Source organism: Rhizobium sp. C104, assembly GCF_022354505.1.
GTDB classification, from domain to species: Bacteria; Pseudomonadota; Alphaproteobacteria; order Rhizobiales; family Rhizobiaceae; genus Rhizobium; species Rhizobium redzepovicii.
In genome coordinates this window covers 4422784-4436978 of record NZ_CP092348.1, presented here as the reverse complement: position 1 = coordinate 4436978, position 14195 = coordinate 4422784, and the positions used below count along the sequence as shown (strand labels likewise).

General features: G+C 62.2%; 15 protein-coding genes. 10 read left to right on the top strand and 5 right to left on the bottom strand.

Going from position 1 to position 14195, the window contains the following annotated elements:
• Positions 1–263: 263 nt before the first annotated feature.
• Both MF410_RS22870 and MF410_RS22865 read left to right on the top strand, forming a co-directional pair.
• Positions 264–1286 (top strand): class I fructose-bisphosphate aldolase, encoded by a 1023-nt coding sequence (locus MF410_RS22870; RefSeq protein ID WP_097629215.1) that lies wholly within the window; start codon positions 264–266, stop codon positions 1284–1286.
• Positions 1287–1430: 144 nt separating this feature from the next.
• Positions 1431–2354 carry a PhzF family phenazine biosynthesis protein gene (locus MF410_RS22865; RefSeq protein WP_097629214.1) on the top strand — a complete coding sequence of 308 codons (924 nt, stop codon included), beginning with the start codon at positions 1431–1433 and terminating at the stop codon, positions 2352–2354.
• A gap of 22 nt (positions 2355–2376) precedes the next feature.
• Here the strand turns inward: MF410_RS22865 and MF410_RS22860 are convergent, their stop codons facing one another.
• On the bottom strand, positions 2377–2541 hold the full coding sequence (locus tag MF410_RS22860; protein ID WP_097629213.1) for a hypothetical protein: 165 nt from the start codon (positions 2539–2541) through the stop codon (positions 2377–2379).
• Positions 2542–2715: 174 nt separating this feature from the next.
• Between MF410_RS22860 and MF410_RS22855 the strand changes: the two genes are divergently transcribed.
• The 3 genes from MF410_RS22855 (at position 2716) to MF410_RS22845 (ending at position 5258) form a co-directional block, all read left to right on the top strand.
• Positions 2716–4014: an MFS transporter gene (locus MF410_RS22855; RefSeq protein ID WP_097629212.1), complete on the top strand. Its 1299-nt coding sequence runs from the start codon at positions 2716–2718 to the stop codon at positions 4012–4014.
• Positions 4015–4161: 147 nt separating this feature from the next.
• Positions 4162–4353, top strand: a complete 192-nt coding sequence (locus tag MF410_RS22850; RefSeq protein ID WP_097629211.1) for a DUF1192 domain-containing protein — start codon at positions 4162–4164, stop codon at positions 4351–4353.
• Positions 4354–4742: 389 nt separating this feature from the next.
• Positions 4743–5258: a DUF1465 family protein gene (locus MF410_RS22845; RefSeq protein WP_003542804.1), complete on the top strand. Its 516-nt coding sequence runs from the start codon at positions 4743–4745 to the stop codon at positions 5256–5258.
• Between the two features lie 138 nt (positions 5259–5396).
• Here the strand turns inward: MF410_RS22845 and rpmE are convergent, their stop codons facing one another.
• Complete coding sequence (rpmE, locus tag MF410_RS22840) at positions 5397–5618, bottom strand: 50S ribosomal protein L31 (protein WP_003566413.1); 222 nt, start codon at positions 5616–5618, stop codon at positions 5397–5399.
• A gap of 193 nt (positions 5619–5811) precedes the next feature.
• Here rpmE and MF410_RS22835 point away from each other — a divergent pair, with 193 nt between their 5' ends.
• The 5 genes from MF410_RS22835 (at position 5812) to MF410_RS22815 (ending at position 10940) form a co-directional block, all read left to right on the top strand.
• Positions 5812–7614, top strand: coding sequence for an ABC transporter transmembrane domain-containing protein (locus tag MF410_RS22835; RefSeq protein ID WP_097629210.1), 1803 nt, complete (start codon positions 5812–5814; stop codon positions 7612–7614).
• A gap of 126 nt (positions 7615–7740) precedes the next feature.
• On the top strand, positions 7741–8733 hold the full coding sequence (locus MF410_RS22830; RefSeq protein WP_097629209.1) for a tripartite tricarboxylate transporter substrate binding protein: 993 nt from the start codon (positions 7741–7743) through the stop codon (positions 8731–8733).
• A gap of 155 nt (positions 8734–8888) precedes the next feature.
• Entirely contained in the window at positions 8889–9077 is a 189-nt protein-coding gene (locus MF410_RS22825; RefSeq protein ID WP_003566419.1) for a YegP family protein, read from the top strand.
• A 266-nt stretch (positions 9078–9343) separates the two neighbouring features.
• A complete protein-coding gene (locus tag MF410_RS22820; RefSeq protein WP_097629208.1) occupies positions 9344–9682 on the top strand; it encodes a YciI family protein in 339 nt (112 codons plus the stop codon).
• A gap of 7 nt (positions 9683–9689) precedes the next feature.
• Positions 9690–10940 (top strand): DUF6596 domain-containing protein, encoded by a 1251-nt coding sequence (locus tag MF410_RS22815; protein ID WP_097629207.1) that lies wholly within the window; start codon positions 9690–9692, stop codon positions 10938–10940.
• Here the strand turns inward: MF410_RS22815 and MF410_RS22810 are convergent, their stop codons facing one another.
• From MF410_RS22810 to MF410_RS22800, 3 genes are all read right to left on the bottom strand, one after another.
• Positions 10941–11972 (bottom strand): peptidoglycan -binding protein, encoded by a 1032-nt coding sequence (locus MF410_RS22810; RefSeq protein WP_239620078.1) that lies wholly within the window; start codon positions 11970–11972, stop codon positions 10941–10943.
• 3 nt (positions 11973–11975) lie between these two features.
• Positions 11976–13079 (bottom strand): MotA/TolQ/ExbB proton channel family protein, encoded by a 1104-nt coding sequence (locus MF410_RS22805; protein WP_054185080.1) that lies wholly within the window; start codon positions 13077–13079, stop codon positions 11976–11978.
• Between the two features lie 112 nt (positions 13080–13191).
• Positions 13192–13992, bottom strand: a complete 801-nt coding sequence (locus MF410_RS22800; protein ID WP_097629206.1) for an inositol monophosphatase family protein — start codon at positions 13990–13992, stop codon at positions 13192–13194.
• Positions 13993–14195 lie beyond the last annotated feature (203 nt).

The window sequence follows — 14195 nt, the reverse complement described above, 5'->3', positions numbered from 1 at the left end:
TTGGCAGCGTCCTTTGCGCTCGCAAAAGGCGCGCGGCGCGGCAAGCCCGATTTGACAGGTTTTACATGTGGATAGACCGCGGCGGCGAAGAGCCTTTCGCGGTCTTTTGCTCACGCGTTGGAAAAATTCCCATTTTTCCAAACGATTGAATTGATTTCAATCGTTTCAGTGACTTAGGCTTCCATTTTCCTCTCTATAAACTTCTGTTATCGCCGTCCTATATTCTTAAACCGCCGATGTTTAATGCTGTGGAGAGAACGAGAATGAGCGAACGACTGGAAGACATTGCAGTGCAGATGGTTGCAGGCGGCCGGGGACTGCTTGCGGCAGATGAATCGACCTCCACCATCAAGAAGCGTTTCGATACAATCAACCTGGAATCGACCGAAAGCAGCCGCCGCGATTACCGCGAGATGCTCTTCCGCTCCGACGAGGCGATGAAGAAATATATCTCCGGCGTCATCCTGTTCGAAGAGACGCTTTTCCAGAAGGCCGCCGACGGCACGCCTTTCGTCGATATCATCCGCGCGGCCGGTTCCATTCCCGGTATCAAGGTCGACACCGGCGCCAAGCCGATGGCCAAATATCCGGGCGAAACAATCACCGAGGGCCTCGATGGTCTCGGCGAGCGCCTTGCCAAGTATTATGACGCCGGCGCCCGTTTCGCCAAGTGGCGCGGCGTCATCGCCATCTCCTCTTCGCTGCCGACCCGCGGCTCGGTCCGCGCCAACGCTCAGGCGCTTGCCCGCTATGCCGCCCTCTGCCAGGAGGCCAAGATCGTACCGATCGTCGAGCCGGAATGCCTGATGGACGGCAAGCCGGGCGACCACAACATCGACCGCTGCGCCGAAGTCACCGAAGCCACGCTGCGCGTCGTTTTTGAAGAACTGGCCGATGCCCGCGTCAGCCTCGAAGGCATGATCCTGAAGCCGAACATGGTCATCGACGGCAAGAACGCCCGCAAGGCCTCGGTCGATGAAGTTGCCGCGCGCACCGTCCAAGTGCTGAAGCGCACGGTTCCGTCTGCTGTTCCCGGCATCGCCTTCCTTTCCGGCGGCCAGACCACGGAAGAAGCGACCGCGCATCTTTCCGCGATCAATGGTTTTGACCTGCCCTGGCTCGTCACCTTCTCCTATGGCCGCGCCCTGCAGGACAGCGCGCTCAAGGCCTGGAACGGCAAGCCTGAGAACGTCGCCGCCGGCCAGCGCGAGTTCACCCACCGCGCCGAGATGAACAGCCTCGCCGCCAAGGGCAGCTGGAAGAAGGACCTGGAAAAGGCCGCCTGATTTTTCGGCAGCCTTAACTCAGATGAAGAAGGGGCGGCAACACATCGTTGCCGCCCCTTCTTGCATTGTCACGGCGACAAGAAACCGGCTCGCCTCGCCGGAAAATCGTGATTATCCATAGCCGCAGCCGCAACAGGAGCCGCCATGGACACCCTCTCCTACGTCACCGTCGATGTCTTCACCTCCACCCGCTTCGAGGGCAATCCGCTTGCCGTCATCTCCGATGCGCGGGGCCTGAGCGATGCGGCGATGCAGAGGATCGCCACCGAGTTCAACTACTCCGAAGTCACCTTCGTCCTGCCGCCGGAAAATCCTGAAAATTCCGCCCGCGTGCGCATCTTCACCCCGACGATGGAAGTACCCTTCGCCGGCCATCCGAATGTAGGCACAGCCTATGTGCTCGGCCAGCAGGCGGAGATCTTCGGCAAGCCGGTCGGCGAGAAACTGCGCTTCGAGGAAAAGGCCGGCATCGTCGAGGTCAGCCTGAAACGCAACGGCGGAAGGGTCGCGGCAACAGCCATCCGCGTGCCGCAGCCGCTGACGGTCGGCAATACCATCGCCGAGGAAACCATCGCCCGCTGCGTCTCGCTCGAATCTCGCGCCGTCGTCACAACCACCCACGCTCCGGTCTTTGCCTCGGTCGGCCTGAACTTCGCCATTGCCGAAGTGGGCGGGCTTGAAGCGTTGGCAGCCGCCCGTCCCAACCTTGCCGGCTTCCAGGCGGCCGCCGGCCGCCAGACGACGAGCGGCCACGACTTCTCGCTCTTCGTCTATGCCAGAACATCCGAAAATCCGTGGCATATTCGCGCCCGGATGTTCGCACCGCTCGACAACGTGCCCGAGGACCCGGCAACCGGCAGCGCTTCAGCTGCGCTTGGCGCCTATCTTGTCTCGCTTGCGCTGGACGCCGACATGAACGTCCGCATTACCGTCGAACAAGGCGTCGAAATGGGCCGGCGCAGTATCATCTCCCTCGATGTCTCGAAATTCCGCGGCACCGTCACCGATGTGGTTATCTCGGGCAGCTGTGTTCCCGTCATGCGCGGAGAAATCATCCTGCAGGACTGACGATCGCAGGCCGACGACAGGCCTACATCAGGAAATCGCGCAAAAGCAGGTCAAGTGCCCAGATCCCGAAAGCGATCAGCGCGATCTTCCAGAAATCCATCCGCCGCCTGAGGCCGGGGAGCCCGAGCGGCTTGATCAGCTGTATCGCCATGGCAAGGATGAGCAGCAAGGCTATCAGCTTTGTCATGCTTTATTTTTTCCATTTTTCGGAATGTCACAGGACGGACATTTTTCCGCGCCAACACAGGTGCTTCGCACGCCGTAAAGACATTCCGGGGCACAATCAATCATCTTGAGGCTGGGCTGACGCAGGTCATGCCTTATGTCCATTCCAAAATCACTGAGACCGAGTTCTGGGGAAATGAAGAGAAACCTTCTGTCCGTCGCCGCGCTGCTGTTTGGCACGCTCTTCCTTTTCATGGGCAACGGCCTGCAGGGCATCCTGCTTCCCGTGCGCGGCAATCTCGAAGGCTACGCCACCACGACGCTTGGCCTGCTCGGCACTTCATGGGCCGGGGGCTTCGTCATCGGCTGCCTGGTGGCGCCGAAACTGGTGCGCCGCGTCGGCCATGTCAGAGCCTTCTCCGGCTTCATCTCGATCATCGCCATCATCGCCCTGGTGAGCGGCATCATCATCCATCCGGTCTGGTGGGTGGTTCTGCGCGCCGTTACCGGCTTCTCGACCGCCGGCACCTCGATGATCATCGAAAGCTGGTTGAACGAGCGCGCCAGCAACGAGAGCCGCGGCGCGATCTTCTCGCTCTATATCGGCATCACGCTGCTCGGCGTCGTCGGCGGCCAGATGATGATCCCGCTCGAGGACGTGCGCACGCCGGTGCTGTTCATGATCTGCGGCATTTTCTATTGCATCGCCATGCTGCCGACGACGCTTTCGACCGCCGCTTCGCCGCAGCCGCTGAAGGCAGTCCGCCTCGACCTGCCGGCGCTCTATCGCAATTCGCCGGTCTCCTGCCTCGGCATCCTGCTCGTCGGCATCGCCAATGGCGCCTATGGCACGCTCGGCGCCGTCTTCGGCGCCGGCGCCGGCCTCTCAGACACCAGCATCGCCATCATGATGAGCGCCACCATCTTCGCCGGCGCCATGATGCAGCTGCCCGCCGGCCGGCTTTCCGATCGTATCGATCGGCGCTATGTGCTCGCCGCCATGTCCAGCGTGGCCGCCCTTGCCGGCTTGCTGATCTTCATACTCCACCCGACGTCACCAGCCTTGCTGATCGGGCTCGTTGTCCTTTACGGCGCGGTCGCCAATACGCTCTATCCGATCGCCGTCGCCCACGCGAACGACTTCGCGGCATCGGAGGATTTCGTCAAGGTCTCCGGTGGCCTGTTGCTGCTCTACGGCATCGGCACGGTGATCGGCCCGACGATCGGCGGCCCCGTCATGTCGGTGATCACCCCGCATGCGCTTTTCCTCGTCACTGCCATCGCCCACGTGCTGATCACCGTTTATGCCATCATCCGGAGCCGCATCCGCGCCGCCGTCCCGGCCAGCGACCGCGACGCCTACACGACGATCCCGACCGGCACCTCGCCGATGCTGACGCCGCAGAGCATGTCGCTTGCCGATCGCGGCGCAGGCAAAGCGGCTGAAACTGGCAAATCTCCCGAAAGCGGCGATCCTGCTGTAAAGTTCGGCTAATGCATGTCGCCCGGAGCTGTGCAGCGGTTCCGGGATAACGACCTGCATAAAAACAAGGGACTAAAGGATGAATTTAGCCCGGATTGGCCTAAATTCCGATTCCTTACCTTTCGGCATGATGCTCCAGGCAGCAATGGAGGAGAACCCATGAGCTTCATCGATGACGACCGGCCGCAGAAGAAGATCGCCCACGAGATCGGTTCCGATCTCTCCATGCTTTCGGTGGATGAGTTAAAGGCGCGGGTGGATTTGCTGAAGGCGGAGATCGCCCGTCTCGAAACCGAGGCCACCCGCAAGGCCTCCGGACGGCAGGCAGCGGAAAGTTTCTTCCGCTCGTGATCCGATAAACCCCAAAAAACAAGGCTATAGGCGGATAAATGAACCCGCCTCAAGTCTTAGTTCGGCACAATGTTAATAAAATATTAAGCTTTATAAGATATTACTGTACTCATCCGGATTTTCTCTGGATCTCAGACAGTTTTCCAAGCGGTGAATTGGTCTGATTTTTCTCCCTGTTTTACCTTGAGAGCCGCTTTTGCGGCTCTTCTTTTTCCTTGTGCCCGGCGCTTCTCCACGAAACTGTGGAGATTAACCCTTTCTTAAGAAACGGCTTGCGCATTTGGGCTAATGATACCATCTTAAAGTCATAAAGACCGGGCTCGGAAACTTTTCCGTCGGTGCCCGCGTTACCTGAACATATGTAGCTGCGTGCAACAGGGACTATTGCGATGTCGGAAGTTGGATTGAACACGATCAGTTTTGCAGGTCGCGCGGCTGCATCCTCGCAGTTCAAGGCACTTTATGCGGAAGGCATGTCGCTGGTCGAAGAGACCGCCGCCTATCTCGACGGCCAGGGCCGCGCCGCGTCCAAGGTTCTGCCGCGGATGGCCTCGGTTCTCTATGCAGCAGAATCGATGCGCCTCACCACCCGTCTCATGCAGATGGCCTCCTGGCTGCTGCTGCAGCGCGCCGTCAACAATGGCGAAATGTCCCGTGACCAGGTGCTGGCAGAAAAGAACAAGGTTCGCCTCGACGGCTTCAACGTCGACCGCGCCGCGCCCGGCTGGGGCGACCTGCCGGAATCCTTCCGCGACCTCGTCGAGCGCTCGCTGCGTCTGCAGAACCGCATTGCTTTGCTCGACCGCGAGATTTACCGCCCGTCCGAAGCCGTGATCGTTCACGACAATCAAAACAGCGTCCAGGCCCAGCTTTCCCTGCTGCAGACCGCCTTCGGCAACAACTGACCAGATCTGCGGGAATTCCATACAAACCGGCCGCGTCCGACGCGGCCGGTTTTTCTTTGCCTGAAAACGCCCCTTCCCGACAACGCAAAAAAGCCCGGCAAAACCGGGCTCTTTTCGAATTCCATCGAGCAGAAGGGATTAGAGGCCGAGGCCGCCGAAACGCTTGTTAAACTTGGAAACGCGGCCGCCGCGGTCCATGAGCTGCTGGTTGCCGCCGGTCCAGGCCGGGTGCGACTTGGAATCGATTTCGAGGTTCATGACAGCGCCTTCCGAACCCCAGGTCGAACGGGTTTCGTATTCGGTGCCATCGGTCATGACCACCTTGATCATGTGATAGTCGGGATGGATGCCTGCCTTCATAACAATCTTCCTGCGATACCGGAGTTCAATTTGCCGCATGCAGTTGCGGCCACCGAACCGATTGAATAAATGAAGCCGCAGTCGTGATGGCTACGGCTTCCCATTAGGATGGCGTGCCTATACATGAAGAGCGCCTAGATAACAAGAGCCAACAGGCCGCATTGCGCGGGTCCTGAGGGCGATCGGAGACAATTTGGCAGAGCAGGCACGGGCTGAGGAAAACAAAAGGCGGTCGCTACGGCCGCTCGGTAGGCTGATGCCCTACGTCATGCGTTATCGCGGCCTGGTGGCCGGTGCGCTGACGTCGCTGGCGCTTGCCGCCATCACGTCGCTGGCGCTGCCGCTCGCCGTGCGTCGCATGATTGACCACGGCTTCACCCAGTCCGACGGCCGCTTCATCAACAGCTACTTCGCCATGCTGATGATCATGGCCGTCGTGCTCGCTGTCGCAAGCGCACTGCGCTATTATTTTGTCATCACCATCGGCGAGCGCATTGTCGCCGATCTTCGCCGCGATGTCTTTTCTCATGTGACAAGGTTGTCGCCATCCTTCTTCGACGTCAACCAGTCCGGCGAGATCGTCTCGCGCCTGACCGCCGATACAACGCAGATTAAATCCGCCGTTGGCGCCACGGCCTCGGTGGCGCTCAGAAACCTCATCCTCTGTATCGGCGCGATGGGTATGATGATCGTCACCTCGCCGAAGCTTTCGAGCCTCGTCATCGGGGCGATCCCGCTGATCGTCTTCCCGCTCGTCGCTTTCGGCCGCTCGGTGCGCAAGCGCTCCCGCGCCGCCCAGGATACGCTCGCCAATGCCTCCGCCTTCGCCAACGAGACGATCGCCGCGACCCGCACCGTCCAGGCCTTCAACGGCGAGGATGCCGCAGCGACACGCTACGGCAGCGCCGTTGAATCCGCCTATGAAGCGGCCCGTGCCGCCATCCGCTCGCGCGCGCTGCTGACCGGGATCGCCATCACGCTGATCTTCGGCAGCGTCGTCGCCGTGCTCTGGGTCGGCGCCCACAACGTGCTTGCCGGCACGCTTTCGGCCGGCACGCTGGGCCAGTTCCTGCTCTATGCCGTCATCTCTGCCGGTTCGCTAGGCGCCTTGTCGGAGGTCTGGGGCGAACTCTCGCAGGCAGCCGGCGCCGCCGACCGGCTGACCGAGCTTCTCGACGAAGTCTCGCCGATCGCCGCCCCCGACCATCCGCAGGTTCTTCCTTCGCCCGGCCTTGGCCGCGTCGAATTTTCCGACGTGCATTTTGCCTATCCCTCGCGCCCCGGCAAATCGGCGCTGCATGGCTTGAGCTTGACCATTGCGCCGGGCGAGACCGTTGCCATTGTCGGCCCTTCCGGCGCCGGCAAGAGCACCGTCTTTTCGCTGCTTCTGCGTTTCTACGATCCGCAACAAGGCAGCGTGACGATCGATGGTGTCGACGCGCAGCTGACGACCCCCGAAGAACTGCGCCGGCGCATAGCCATCGTGCCGCAGGATGTCACTATCTTTGCCGCCTCGATCTATGACAACATCGCCTTCGGTCGTCCCGGAGCCTCGCGAGACGAGGTCCGCGCCGCAGCCCTTGCCGCCCAGGCCGACGAGTTCATCACGCGGCTGGATCAGGGTTATGAGACCGAGGTCGGCGAACGCGGCATTACGCTCTCCGGCGGCCAGCGCCAACGCATCGCCATCGCTCGTGCCATCCTGAAGAACGCGCCCGTGCTGCTGCTCGACGAGGCCACGTCGGCGCTGGATGCGGAAAGCGAGACCCTGGTGCAAAAGGCGCTCGACGGCCTTGTCGACGGCCGCACGACGCTCATCATCGCCCATCGCCTGGCAACCGTATTGAAGGCCGACCGCATCCTCGTGATGGATCAGGGCCGCGTCGTCGAGGAAGGCACCCATCAGAGCCTGATCCGCCACGGCGGCATCTATGCACGATTGGCGCGGCTGCAATTCGATGCCGCCAACGAGGATGTGCTCGCCGCCGCGAAATAGGCGGCCATCCGCTTCTCCGCGACTAAAGTCTGACCCCTCCACGGTTGTCATTCGCGTCTTCCGCACTACCCTCTTCATGCCCCGGGGTGGGGATATCGCTGTTGAGATTCTTGGGAGGAGATAGGAATGGCGCCTTTCGATATGACGCGACGTGCGAGCCTTGCGCTCGGCTTCGGTATGCTTGCGGCCTTTGCATCAGGCGCATCCGCCGCTGCTGCCGATTTTCCCGATCGCGCGATCACCATGGTCGTGCCGTTTGCGGCCGGTGGCTCGACCGATGTCGTTGCGCGCATCGTCGCGCAGAAGATGTCGGAGGATCTGGGCCAGCAGGTGATCGTTCAGAACGTCGCCGGTGCCGGCGGCAATCTCGGCGCCGGTAACGTCGCCCGCGCCGAACCCGACGGCTACACGATTCTGATGGGCACTGTCGCGACCCACGCGCTCAATCCGCTGATCCTCAAATCGACCCCCTATGATCCCGAGAAGGATTTCGCGCCGGTCTCGCTGCTCGTCGTCGTGCCGAACGTGCTGGTCGTCAATCCGGAATTGCCGGCAAAGACCGTGCCGGAGCTGATCGCGCTGCTGAAGGCCGAGCCCGACAAATACAGCTATGCCTCGTCTGGCAACGGCACGCCGCTGCATCTGTCCGGCGAACTTTTCAAATCCATGGCCGGCGTCAGCATGCAGCATATTCCCTATAAGGGCGCTGGCCCGGCCTTGAATGACGTCATCGGCAATCAGGTGCCGATCATGTTCGACAACCTGCCCTCGTCATCGAGCCATATCAAGGCCGGCACTTTGCGGGCGCTGGCGGTGACCACGGCCGCGCGCGCGCCCTCCTTCCCCGATGTGCCGACGGTCGCCGAGTCAGGCATACCGGGTTACGAGACCTATACCTGGAATGCGCTTTTCGCCCCGGCCAAGACGCCGAACGAGGTGGTGATGCGTCTCAACGCCTCGGCCAACAAAGCGCTTAAAGACCCGGCCGTTGCCGAACGGATGAAAGAATTCAGCGCCACCATCGTCGGCTCGACGCCGGATGAACTCGCCGCCCATGTCAAGGCCGAGCTCGCCAAATGGGGACCGGTGGTCAAGGGCGCGAACATCCAGATGGAATGACGTCGGCGGCGCAGACCCCTCCGGTTGCGTCCCTGGGAACGGCGACAATTGGACGCCGAGCATCCAATTCTAATTAAGGCAGTGGAAAAGCTCGCCATTTTGATCTAGCCTCCCTAACGCTGATGGTTGCAATTCAGCGTTTCGGGAGACATCCAATGTATAAATTCGAAGTTTATAAGGATAAGGCCGGCGAGTTCCGCTTCCGCTTCAAGGCATCGAACGGGGAAACCATGTTCCTTTCCGAAGGCTACAAGGCGAAGGCGTCCGCCATGAGTGCCATCGAATCGATCAAGAAGAACACGCCAAGCGCTGACGTCGTCGACCAGACGAAGGCCGAGGCCTGAGCAAAATGGCGGCGGCGGCGTAAAGCGCCGCCCTGCCTCTCCGCGCGCCGATGAGCGATGCGGCACCTCGCGCCCGGCCTGTTTCCTTGTGATCTCCGCGCCATTTTTCTTTTTTGCAGATTTCTTGAAAACCATGTCGAAATGACCGCTGGTCGCGCCTCATTGTCTCGGAACGGCTGAACCGCTCCACCGGGCGTCACGGCTTTCGGAATATTCCCGATATGGCGATGCCCGGATCAACGCCACAAAGAGATCAGGAGTTTCCCATGCAATATGCTCTCATCATTCGCGAAGCCGCCGAGGATTTCGCCAACCGCAGCGATCCCGCCTATCGCGACGGCTGGGTCGCCTACAGCAAGGCGCTTGCCCAGGCAGGGATCATGACCGGCGGAGCCGGGCTGACGGCACCGGAGACCGGTACGATCGTGCGCCGCAAAGGCGAGGATCACGACGTTCAGGACGGCCCATATCCGGAAGGCAAGGAACAGCTCGGCGGTTTCTATCTGATCGAAGTCCCCAACATGGACACCGCGCTCGAATGGGCAACACGCGTTCCGATCTCCGACAGGGGTTCGGTCGAGGTGCGTCCGCGCCTGCAAATGTGAAACGGCGATGCCGCCCGATGCGGGACGCGCCGCCGAACAGGTGGCGCGTCAGTCCTACGGCAAGCTAATCGCTTTTCTGGCCGCCCGCTCGCGTGACGTGCCGGCGGCGGAAGACGCATTGTCGGAAGCGCTGGCGTCGGCCCTTCGCGTCTGGCCGGAGCGCGGCGTTCCCGACAAGCCGGAAGCCTGGCTGCTGGTGGCCGCACGCCGCAACCTGATGCAGGCGGCCCGCCACCGCACCGTCGCGGCCAACGCGCAGACGACGATAACCGTCGCCTTCGAGGAGGCGGAGGAACGCATGAACGAGGCCGGCAAAGCCGTCTTTCCCGATGAGCGGCTGAAGCTGCTCTTCGCCTGCACCCATCCCGCCATCGACAGCTCCGTGCATACGGCGCTGATGCTGCAGACGGTTCTCGGCATCGAGGCGAAAACCATAGCACGGGCCTTCGTCGTTTCACCGGAGGCGATGAGCCAACGGCTGGTGCGGGCCAAGGTGAAGATCCGCGATGCCGGCATTCCCTTCGCCATTCCCCCTCGCTCCGCTCTGCCGGAGCGGCTCGCTGCCGTGCTTTCGGCGATCTATGCCGCCTACGGCCTCGGATGGGACGGTCTCGACGGCGAGGAGGAGCGCCATTCGCTTGCCGGCGAAGCGATCTGGCTCGGCCGCGCGCTTCTGGCGGTGCTGCCTGATGAACCGGAAGCGATCGGCTTGCTGTCGCTGATGCTTCACTGCGAGGCCCGCCGCAGCGCCCGGCGCGACCGTAATGGCCGATACGTGCCGCTCGACGAGCAGGATACGGCGGCCTGGAACGTGATCATGATCGCCGAGGCGGATGCGCTGCTGCGCAAGGCCGGAGCTTTCGACCGTTTCGGTCCCTTTCAGTGCCATGCTGCGATCCAGTCCGTGCATGCAACGCGCCGGGTTTCGGGAATGACCGACTGGCCGGCGCTGACAACGCTCTACGCGGCGCTGGTAAAGATAAAACACACGCTCGGCGCACGCGTCGCCGAAGCAGCGGTGATCGGCAGGGCCTTGAGCGCCACCGCCGGTCTGGAGCGGCTCAATAGGCTCGATCCGCGCGATGCCGCGGCCTATCAGCCCTATTGGGCCGTGCGTGCCTTTCTTCTCGCACGCGCCGGCGACGATGCCGCAGCAGTCGATGCCTACATAACGGCGATCGGCCTCAGCGACAGCCCCGCCGTGCGCGATTTTCTCGCCGACCGGCTGAAGGAGGTGCGACAAGCCACGCCACGCTGATTATTTCTCTGTCAGCTTCAGCTCGATGCGGCGGTTGGTGGCGCGCGCATCCGGTGTTTCGCCGGGCGCAATCGGCTGGAACTCGCCGAAGCCGGCGGCAACCAGCCGGTCGGCCGGCACGCCCTGCGCAATCAGGAACTTGACAACCGAAATCGCGCGCGCCGAGGAGAGCTCCCAATTGTCGCGATAGCGGCCCGTCCCGGCCAGCGGCACATTGTCGGTGTGGCCGTCGACACGCAGCACCCAGTTGATCTCCGGCGGAATTTCCTTGGCGAGATCGAGAAGAGCGGCGGCGAGCTTGCCCATCTCGGTCTGTCCCTCCGGGTTTAGATCGGCGCCGCCCGAGGGAAACAGCACTTCCGACTGGAAGACGAAGCGGTCGCCGACGATGCGGATATTCTCGCGGTCGGAAAGGATCTCGCGCAGGCGCCCGAAAAAGTCGGAACGATAGCGGTTCAACTCCTGCACGCGCGCGGCGAGCGCAACGTTGAGGCGGCTGCCGAGATCGGCGATCTTGGTCTGCGAGACCCGGTCTTTCTCCTCCGAAGCCTGAAGAGCGGCTTCGACGGCGGCGATCTGGCTGCGAAGTGCTGCAATCTGCTGGTTCAGCAGCTCCACCTGGCTCAGCGCCCGCTCGCTGACCTGCTTCTGCTCGTCAAGCTCCTGCGTCATCGCGCCAATTCGCTTCTGCGCCGCGTCCTGCCCGCCGGACCCGGCATTTAGCAGCGCCTGCAGCCGCGATCGATCGCCCTCGGCGCTGGCAAGCGAGGCCTGAAGATTGGCGACCGAATCCTGGAGGTCCTGATTGCTGCCCTTTTCGAGCGCAAGAAGCTGCGTCAGCTCGTCGATCTGGCTGTTGAGGCGACTGAGCACCTCATCGCGTCCGGTGATCTCGCGGCTGAGGATGAACTGCCCGACGACGAAGACCGTCAGCAGGAACATGATTGAGATGAGCAGCGTCGACAGCGCGTCAACGAAGCCCGGCCAATAATCCACCGTGCGTTCACGGCGCCGGTTGCGGGCAAGAGCCATGGCTTACTTGCCCTCGCTCTTTTCTGCCTGACTGGCGCGGTCGCGCACGCGCTCGCTTCGGTCGCCGGCGCGCTCCTGAACGCCGATGCGTTCGGCCAGCCGGTCGAGCGTGCGGCGCATCGCTTTGGCCTCGTCCTGTTGCGCCTCGATCCAGTCGCGCAGCATCTGCTGCTCGTTGCGCATGTTCTTGACGAGACCCTGAATGCCTTCGGCAAGGCTCGCCATGGCGGCGACCGAGCGCTGGCTGCCGGCGCCCCCCTCCTCGGAGACCTTGCGCAGATAATCGGAGAGCGCACGCATATCGTCCGAGGAAGCGCCGGCAACGGCGTCGAGGGCCGGCGCCAGGTCGGAGCCGACATCAGTGACCGAGGAGAGCCAGTTTTCCAGCTCCATGTAGAAGCGGTTCTGCGCGCGGCCGGCCTGAAGGTCGAGGAAGCCGAGAATGAGCGAGCCGGAAAGGCCGAGCAGCGAGGAGGAAAAGGCCTGGCCCATGCCCGAAAGCGGGGTGGAAAGCCCTTCCTTCAGCGCCGCAAGCACATCTCCCGTGCCGTTCGAGCCGGCATCGAGCGACTGGATCACCATGCTGATCGAACCGATCGTGCCGATCAGGCCCCAGAAGGTGCCGAGCAGGCCGAGGAAAACCAGAAGGCCGATCAGGTACCGCGAGACATCCCGCGATTCGTCGAGGCGGGTGGCGATGGAATCGAGGATCGAGCGCAGCGCCGTCGTCGATAGCGCCACCGAAGATTTGCGGCTGCCGATCAGCGCCCGCATCGGCGCGAGCAGCCGCGGATTGCGGTTGACCTTGTCGGCGCTGCCGGCGGCGCGGAAGGAGTTGAACCAGCGCACTTCGGGGCGAAGCGCCAGCACATGGTTGAAAACAAGAATGATTCCGACTGCGAGAACACCGACGATCAGGCCGTTGAGGCCCGGATTGTGCATGAAAGCGGTCTGCGTCTGCCGGAAGAGGATGGCGGCGATAAAGCCGACGATGACGAGGAAAAGCAGCATAGTCCAGAGGAAGGGCATGGGGCTCGAAAGCCTGTAGGCATAACCGCTGGCCGTCTTTTCGGTGGAGCCGATCTCCGCCACATTCACATTTTCCATAGGGTCCGCTGCCTCCGGAGTCATTGCTGGCGGAGACTAGAGCAACATTGTGCCGAATTGAAGTATGCCGAGGCGAAAACCGTGACTTTACAACAGCCGGATTTTCGTCCGCTCACTTGGCGGGAATTGGCCGCTTGACGACTTCGATCAACGCCTTATGGATGATCTCGTTGCCGGCGACGATCGTGCCGCTCTCCAGCATCGTTGCACCACCGTCCCAGTCGGTGGCGAAACCGCCGGCTTCGCGGATGAGCAGGATGCCGGCCGCCATGTCCCACGGCGCAAGCTCCGCTTCCCAGAAACCGTCGAACCGCCCGGCAGCGACATAGGCAAGATCGAGCGTCGGCGAGCCCAGGCGGCGGATGCCCGCAACTTCGCCCATCACGTGGCGAAGCTCGACCAGGAACTTGCCGTGATTGCGCTTGCCGAGCGCCGGCACACCGCAGCCGATGACGCAATCCGACAGCGCCCGGCGCGCGGCGACGCGCAGGCGCCGGTCGTTAAGGAAGGCGCCGCCGCCGCGCTCGGCGGTATAGAGCTCGTCGGTCGCCGGATTGAAGACGACGGCGGCAACGATCTCGCCATTGCGTTCGAGCGCGATCGAGACCGCGAAGGCCGGGATGCCGTGCAAAAAGTTCGTCGTGCCGTCGAGCGGGTCGACGATCCAGCGATGCGCGCCGTCGGTGCCCTTGATTTCCTCGCTCTCTTCGCCGAGGAAGCCATAGGTCGGACGCGCCTTGAGCAGCTCTTCCCTGACGATCTTTTCGGCCTTGCGGTCGGCGGTGGAAACGAAATCGCCCGGCCCCTTCACGGAAACCTGCAGGTTCTGCACTTCGCCGAAATCACGTCCCAGCGACTTTCCTGCCTTGAGGGCAGCCTGAACCATGACATTGAGAAGAGCTGAACGGGCCATCGGCGCATTTTTCCTTGGGACTGATACGGGGCGCGCGCGCTGCCAGGGGCGGGAAGTGTCCCTGAACATGCATGACAGGCAGCGCTGCGAAGATTGGCGGCCTCAAGACCACAAAATCAGGGAAATTTCAAGGGGAGGCGCGCATGGCTGCCCTGCGGCGCCGGAAACCATAAATTTATTCTGGACAGATTAGTCCAATAAGA

Excerpts from the sequence above, each read along its gene's own strand:
- MF410_RS22870 (WP_097629215.1), top strand. The coding sequence starts at position 264 with ATGAGCGAACGACTGGAAGACATTGCAGTGCAGATGGTTGCAGGCGGC.
- MF410_RS22865 (WP_097629214.1), top strand. The coding sequence starts at position 1,431 with ATGGACACCCTCTCCTACGTCACCGTCGATGTCTTCACCTCCACCCGC.
- MF410_RS22860 (WP_097629213.1), bottom strand. The coding sequence starts at position 2,541 with ATGACAAAGCTGATAGCCTTGCTGCTCATCCTTGCCATGGCGATACAG.
- MF410_RS22855 (WP_097629212.1), top strand. The coding sequence starts at position 2,716 with ATGAAGAGAAACCTTCTGTCCGTCGCCGCGCTGCTGTTTGGCACGCTC.
- MF410_RS22850 (WP_097629211.1), top strand. The coding sequence starts at position 4,162 with ATGAGCTTCATCGATGACGACCGGCCGCAGAAGAAGATCGCCCACGAG.
- MF410_RS22845 (WP_003542804.1), top strand. The coding sequence starts at position 4,743 with ATGTCGGAAGTTGGATTGAACACGATCAGTTTTGCAGGTCGCGCGGCT.
- rpmE (WP_003566413.1), bottom strand. The coding sequence starts at position 5,618 with ATGAAGGCAGGCATCCATCCCGACTATCACATGATCAAGGTGGTCATG.
- MF410_RS22830 (WP_097629209.1), top strand. The coding sequence starts at position 7,741 with ATGGCGCCTTTCGATATGACGCGACGTGCGAGCCTTGCGCTCGGCTTC.
- MF410_RS22825 (WP_003566419.1), top strand. The coding sequence starts at position 8,889 with ATGTATAAATTCGAAGTTTATAAGGATAAGGCCGGCGAGTTCCGCTTC.
- MF410_RS22820 (WP_097629208.1), top strand. The coding sequence starts at position 9,344 with ATGCAATATGCTCTCATCATTCGCGAAGCCGCCGAGGATTTCGCCAAC.
- MF410_RS22815 (WP_097629207.1), top strand. The coding sequence starts at position 9,690 with ATGCCGCCCGATGCGGGACGCGCCGCCGAACAGGTGGCGCGTCAGTCC.
- MF410_RS22810 (WP_239620078.1), bottom strand. The coding sequence starts at position 11,972 with ATGGCTCTTGCCCGCAACCGGCGCCGTGAACGCACGGTGGATTATTGG.
- MF410_RS22805 (WP_054185080.1), bottom strand. The coding sequence starts at position 13,079 with ATGGAAAATGTGAATGTGGCGGAGATCGGCTCCACCGAAAAGACGGCC.
- MF410_RS22800 (WP_097629206.1), bottom strand. The coding sequence starts at position 13,992 with ATGGCCCGTTCAGCTCTTCTCAATGTCATGGTTCAGGCTGCCCTCAAG.